Annotated in this window: 4 protein-coding genes and 1 rRNA gene; 2 read left to right on the top strand and 3 right to left on the bottom strand. The window is 60.9% G+C overall.

Annotated features, from left to right (window positions below):
* A 16S ribosomal RNA gene (locus H7B90_RS03785) occupies positions 1–238 on the bottom strand; the annotation flags it as partial.
* Positions 239–827: 589 nt separating this feature from the next.
* Between H7B90_RS03785 and H7B90_RS03780 the strand changes: the two genes are divergently transcribed.
* The gene (locus H7B90_RS03780; RefSeq protein ID WP_185134540.1) at positions 828–1,241 is read left to right on the top strand and encodes a DUF4395 domain-containing protein; all 414 of its coding nucleotides are present in this window, start codon (positions 828–830) and stop codon (positions 1,239–1,241) included.
* Positions 1,242–1,399: 158 nt separating this feature from the next.
* On the opposite strand, the gene ligA is transcribed toward H7B90_RS03780, so the two are convergent.
* The gene (ligA, locus tag H7B90_RS03775) at positions 1,400–3,421 is read right to left on the bottom strand and encodes an NAD-dependent DNA ligase LigA (protein WP_185134539.1); all 2,022 of its coding nucleotides are present in this window, start codon (positions 3,419–3,421) and stop codon (positions 1,400–1,402) included.
* A gap of 366 nt (positions 3,422–3,787) precedes the next feature.
* On the opposite strand from ligA, the gene H7B90_RS03770 reads away from it, so the two are divergent.
* A complete protein-coding gene (locus tag H7B90_RS03770; protein WP_185134538.1) occupies positions 3,788–4,132 on the top strand; it encodes a hypothetical protein in 345 nt (114 codons plus the stop codon).
* Between the two features lie 114 nt (positions 4,133–4,246).
* Here H7B90_RS03770 and H7B90_RS03765 read toward each other — a convergent pair whose 3' ends face one another.
* Positions 4,247–6,019 (bottom strand): sigma-54-dependent transcriptional regulator, encoded by a 1,773-nt coding sequence (locus H7B90_RS03765; protein ID WP_185134537.1) that lies wholly within the window; start codon positions 6,017–6,019, stop codon positions 4,247–4,249.
* Positions 6,020–6,061 lie beyond the last annotated feature (42 nt).

The following is a 6,061-nucleotide window of genomic DNA, read 5'->3' as shown; positions in this document are numbered from 1 at the left end:
TCCTCAAGCCACAGCTTGCGCCGTGTTTCCCAAGAAGAAGATGCCTCCTCCTTGCGTATCCGGTCTTAGCATTCGTTTCCGAATGTTATCCCGGTCTTGAGGGCAGGTTGCCTACGTGTTACTCACCCGTCCGCCGCTAACCTTCTCAGGAGCAAGCTCCCTTGAAGATCCGCTCGACTTGCATGTATTAGGCACGCCGCCAGCGTTCGTCCTGAGCCAGGATCAAACTCTCCATAAAGGTGAAACCTTATCAGAGAGCCTTGAAGGCTCAATTCATTGCTGGTATTGCACGATTACACTCGATGTTCAGTTTTCAAGGAACAAGTTCGTTCTAGTCGCGTCAGCTCGTTTCGGAGCCAACAGCGATTAATATTATCAGCTTCTCTCGAAAGTGTCAATCACTTTTTCTCGAAGCTTTTCATCTTGCGCTCCCTTTCGAAGGGGCGAGAACTAATGTACCACAGGCTGTCCACCCAATGCAAGCGCCATTAAATGGAAAGCGCAACTTCCCCGGCTGCCTGCGACATTGTCTTTATTCAACACCGCCTCATCCGCGTCTCCACGTCTCTCATTATTTCGTTTCATTCAATAACTCCGACTCATTCACGCCTTTACGCCTCTCGTTATTGCCTTTAGCTCAACAACTTCGCGCTCGTACCCGCCGAATCGATCGCCCCTAATGCCAAAAGAACGATTGACAACGGATATCGCATCGGCTAACTTGGAATTAACATCGAACTCTATCCTTTGAACAATGAACCCTATCCTTTGAACAATGAACCATCCTTTGAACGACGATTGTCGATAAATCATATTGGAGGTGTCTTATGAGAGAGATTCCGATGCCCTATATCAAAGCCAATCAGACGGGAATCGTCCTGGTCGTCCTTCTGTCCTTCCTCCTGGGGCAGCCATGGCTGCTAGCCGCCTTATGGGCCATCCAGGCGATCGGGCTTCTGACCGGCGGCCGCTGGAACCTGTTCATTCGGCTGGCGAAGCCGCTCCTGAGAACGGAAGGCCGCGAGACGCAGGCCGCCGAGCTGGCGAAGTTCAACAATTCGCTGGCGGTGCTGTTCCTTACCTTGTCCCTTCTAGCCCACGCTCTCGGCTGGGCCGTCGCGGGGTACGCGTTCGCCGCCATGCTGCTGCTCGCCGCAAGCGCGGCCCTGCTCGGCTACTGCATCGGCTGCACGGTTTACTTCCAGTACAAACGGCTCGCCCGCAAAGCGAAGCTCCTGTAACCGGCAGCCCTGCAATCCGCTCGCGGCTCCACAAAGCAATCCACCCGCGGCCTGCCCCGCTGCGATTATTATTGCGGTTAGACGAACCGATCATCCGTTACGAGACAAACAAGCAGCTCCGCGGCGAACCGGGAGCTGCTTGCTTGCGTCTCAACGACTTATTCGAGGCCGAGCAGCCTCACCATCTCTTCCTCGTCCTCGATGACGGGGACGCCGAGCTCGCGCGCCTTCGTCAGCTTGCTTCCGGCGCTCTCCCCGGCGATGACGAGGTCCGTCTTCTTCGACACGCTGCCCGACACCTTCGCGCCGAGCGCTTCGAGCCGCTTCGACGCTTCGTCCCGCGTCATCCGCGTGAGCGTGCCGGTCAGCACGACCGTCTTGCCGAACAGCGGATGCCCCTCGTCCGCCGCAGCCGCCGCCGGTCGCTCCGCTTCCGCCTTCACGCCGGCCGCCCGCATGCGGGCGATGCTCTCCCGCATCAGCGGATCGCGGAAGAACCCCGCGATGCTCTCCGCCACGATGCCGCCCACGTCCGGCAGCAGAACGAGCTCTTCCGCCTCGGCGGCCATCAGCTTGTCGAGGTCGCCGTAATGATCGGCCAGCGTCTTGGCCGTCGCCTTGCCGGTGTTCGGAATGCCGAGCGCGTTCAGGAACGCGGCCAGGTCCCGCGACTTCGACTTCTCGATCGCCGCGAGCAGGTTGCTTGCCTTCTTTTCCCCGAACCGTCCGAGATTCACAAGCTGCTCCATCGTCAGTTCGTACAGATCCGCCGGATCCCGCACTTCCCGCTCGTCGTACAGCTGCTCCGCCGTCTTCCCGCTGAACGTCTCGATGTCCATGCAGTCGCGCGACGCGAAGTGGGTGATGCGGCCGACGACCTGCGGCTTGCAGCCGAGCCGGTTGTTGCAGAACAGATGCGCCCCCCGCATCTCGAGCGGCGAGCCGCAGCCGGGGCAGACGGTCGGGTATTCGATCGGAGAGCCGATCTCGGATTCGTCCGCCTTGCCCAGAATCTCGGGAATGACGTCGTTGGAGCGGCGAATGAACACTCTCGTCCCCAGCGCGTTCTTCAGATTCTTGCGTTCGATATCCCCGATATTGTTCAGCGTGCAGTTCTGCACCGTCACTCCGGCCAGCTCGACCGGCTCGACGCGCGCCAGCGGCGTGATCTTGCCGGTCCGGCCGACTTCCCAGGAGACCGATTCGAGAACGGTCGTCGTCTCCTCGGCTTCGAACTTGAAGGCGACCGCCCAGCGCGGGAACTTGTCCGTGTACCCGAGCGCTTCGCGGGTGGCGAAGTCGACGATCTTGATGACCGCCCCGTCGATCAGGTAATCGAGCGTGTTCCTCCGTTCCGTGATCTGCTCCAGCTCCCGCTTCAGCTCCTCGAAGTCCGAGAAGTACCGCACGTACGGGTTGACCGGGAACCGGTTCGCGCGCAGGAAGTCCATCATCTCCCGATGGTCGCGCAGCTCGATTCCTTCCATATAACCGACGTTGTAGCAAAAAGCGTCCAGCCGCCGCGAAGCCGTCACGCGCGGATCGAGGTTGCGCAGCGCCCCAGCCGCCCCGTTGCGGGCGTTCTTGAGCGGTTCGGCCGCCGTCCGGTTATATTGCTCCAGAACGGACAATCTCATGATGCCCTCGCCCTGCACTTCGATCGTGCCTTCCGCGAACGGAATCGTCAGCGGAATCGAACGGATCGTGCGCACTTGCGCGAGAATGCCTTCCCCGACGACCCCGTTGCCTCTCGTCGCCGCCTGGACCAGTTCTCCGTCGCGGTACGTGAGGTTCAGCGTCAGGCCGTCGAACTTGAGCTCGACCACGTATTCGGGATCCGGCAGCGGCTTGTCCGGGTTGCGCGAGTTGTAGTCGGCGATCAGCTTCCTCACCCTCGTCTCCCAGGCGGCCAGGTCGTCGGCGTTCTGGGCCTTGTCCAGGCTCCACAGCCGGGACAGGTGGCGGTGCGGCTCGAAGCCCTTGAGGATGTCCCCTCCGACGCGGCGGGTCGGCGAATCCGGCAGCGACGTTCCCGCGCTCGCTTCCAGCGCGACCAGTTCGTCGTACAGCAAATCGTACTCTTTATCGCTTATCGTAGGGTTGTCTTCCGTGTAGTAGCGATGGCTGTGCTCGTTCAGCGTGGCGACGAGCTCCTTCATCCGGGCATGCGGCTCCGTCATGCTTCTTAAACCCTCTCTTCGTTCCTGAATTGGGCCTGTCATCCTTAGTCTAGGGTAGCTCCCCGAGACGTGTCAAATGGTCCGGAAGCGCCTTCGCATCAGGATTCTTCCGAAGGAACAAGCTTGCCGCCGGCGTACCGGTAATGCAGAACCTTCAATTCCTCGTATGAGGCTCCCATCGCCCGACGATCGGCAGTTCCTCCGCCCCGTCTCCCGTTGTAGATGGATGGGACGACGGGGAAGCGCGCGGGTTCGATGGGGGACGAGGGTTTCAACCTTCGGCGAAGGGTGGTAAAAAGGCGTACGAAGACGCGGCCGGCTGCCGCGCCGCCGACCCGATATCCGAATGGAAGGAGGCTACTCCCCATGCCCCAGAAGCTGTATTACGTGTCCCTCTCCGCTTATACGATCGCCGAACAGCCGTCCCGGCTGGCCGACCAATTCACGGTGCTGGCGGACGAGGACGAGCTCGCACAGATGCAGACCCTTCTCGAGATCGAGCGGCAAAGAGACGAGCGCACCCATCTAAGGGCCGTTATTCCTTACAAGTCCGCCGACCACGACGAATCGTCGGAGCAATACAACGACTCCCTGATCGACGTCTACCGGTACCTGTACAAGATCGGCACCCCGGACACGAAGCGGCACATCGAGAGGATGAACATCCTCGCGGAACTCCGCGATCCGGATTACCATCACCCGGGCTACTGACATATGAAGCGCATCGACGATAAAAAAAGCCCCGGGCAAACGCCGCGGGGCCTGCCGGCCGGGGAGCCCCGGCCGGCATTCGAGAAGAGGGGCGCCGACAGCCGCCCCCCTCTTCTATTGTTTGATTTTCCTCCACAACGTCGAACGATTGATCCCGAGCCGCTTCGCCGCGGACGATTGGTTCATGTTCTCCCGCTCCAGCACGAGCCGGATGACGTCCTTCTCGATCTCGACCAGCGTCTTGTTCAGATCCAGATCCCCGGACGCCCCGCCGCCTTCGGCCGGCGCTGCCGCTTCGGAGGCGCTCACCCATTCCGGCAGCGGAAGCACGTCCGACTCCACGTACTCGCCGTCCGACTGCTTGACGAACCGCTCGATGGCGTCCCGAAGCTCGAACAGGTTGCCCTTCCACGGGTGCCGCCGCAGCGCCTGCATGACGTCCGGCCGAAGGCCGACGATCTGCTTCCCGTACCGTTCGTTGAACATGATGAGGAACGTCCGGACGTACTCCTCCAGATCGTCCGGCCTCTCCCGCAGCGGCGGCAGCCCCAAGCTTCGCTTGAAGGCGGCGTGCAGCCGCGGCTCCAGCCGGTTGTCCGCCTTCAAGTCGTCCGGGCTCCGCTCGAACGAGAACAGGATGCGGCAGCGCGACCGCCGGACGGCCGGAGCGAGCTCCTTCTGGTCCGCCAGGGACAGATTCTCCGCGCCCCGGATATAGACGAACTGCTCCTCCGGCCCGGTCTCCAGCAGAGCCGTCAGCGCGCGGAAGGAAGCCTCCTCGGACTTCAGAACGTCCACCTCGACCATGTCCCCGCCGCCGAGCGGATCGGAGTTCCAGCGGTGCAGCGCGAACAGCCTCTTGCCGACTCCTTCTTCCCCGTACACGGCCAACGGATAGTCGCGAGCCGCGGAAGCGGCCTCGTCGAAGCCCGCGTCCTCCCGGATCATCGGAGGGAAGGAGCCGTCCTGCCGGCTGGCGTACCCGATCCGGATGCCGCTCTCCGCCCGGTCCGAGGCCTGGGCCTTCAAATAATACGTGTTCCCCCGGTCCGAACGGGCGAGCACCCCTCCCGAGACGACGAACGGACGGTGCGCGTCCGCCGTCATCCGCAGCTCGAGCGCGATTCCCCGCTCCAGGTCCTCGACGAATCTCCGGATGACCGGATACTTCCCGAACAGGCCGTTCTTCTCGTCGTCGCGCTCCAGCCAGCCGTCGAAGGCCGCGTTCGAGAATTGAACCGTGCCGGTATGGTCGACGACGGCATACCCGACATCCATCGTATCCAGCAGCGTCTCGAAGGCCTGCGTCTTCCTCTTGTAGCTCTCGGAGATGTTGTAGATCGTCTTCGCCTGCGCGAACGCCTCCAGGACGGATTCCTTCCCCGAAGAGATGAGCACGCCCTGGATGCCGTAATCGGCCGCCTTCTTCACCGTGATGTTGTCTCCGACGATCACCTTGACGCCTTCGGCCTTGGCGACGCGCAGCGCTTCGTCCACTTCGCCTTCGTGCTGGACGGTCGCGTACGGAATGTCGACCTCCATCAACCCCGACACGGAGATGAAGCCCTCGATGACGTTGGGGAACCCGATCATCTTGATCTTGGACTGATAGCCTTTGACGACCATCAGAATTCGCATCATATCGAATCCGGACACTTGAATATCGATAACGGGAAGATAAGTGTGGTCGCGAAGAAGCTTGGCCGTCCCTCCCCGGCTTATGATCACGTCATAGCCTTCCAGATGAATCTGGTTTAACAGCGGGAGCGCTTCGGACAGATCTCCTTGCAATACCCGAATATCGAAGTCCTTCAATTCGGCCTTCAGGCTCGCCGTCAATTCCACCAACCCCGGATAGGGAGCTACTACCAAAGTTTTGATTGCCATCTTTATCCACCGTTGCATTTTTATACAGTCATTATAGCAGAG

This window comes from Cohnella xylanilytica (assembly GCF_014212175.1).
Lineage (GTDB): Bacteria > Bacillota > Bacilli > Paenibacillales > Paenibacillaceae > Cohnella > Cohnella xylanilytica.
The sequence above is the reverse complement of the archived record's forward strand: the minus strand, read 5'-3'. Positions and strand labels throughout refer to the sequence as shown.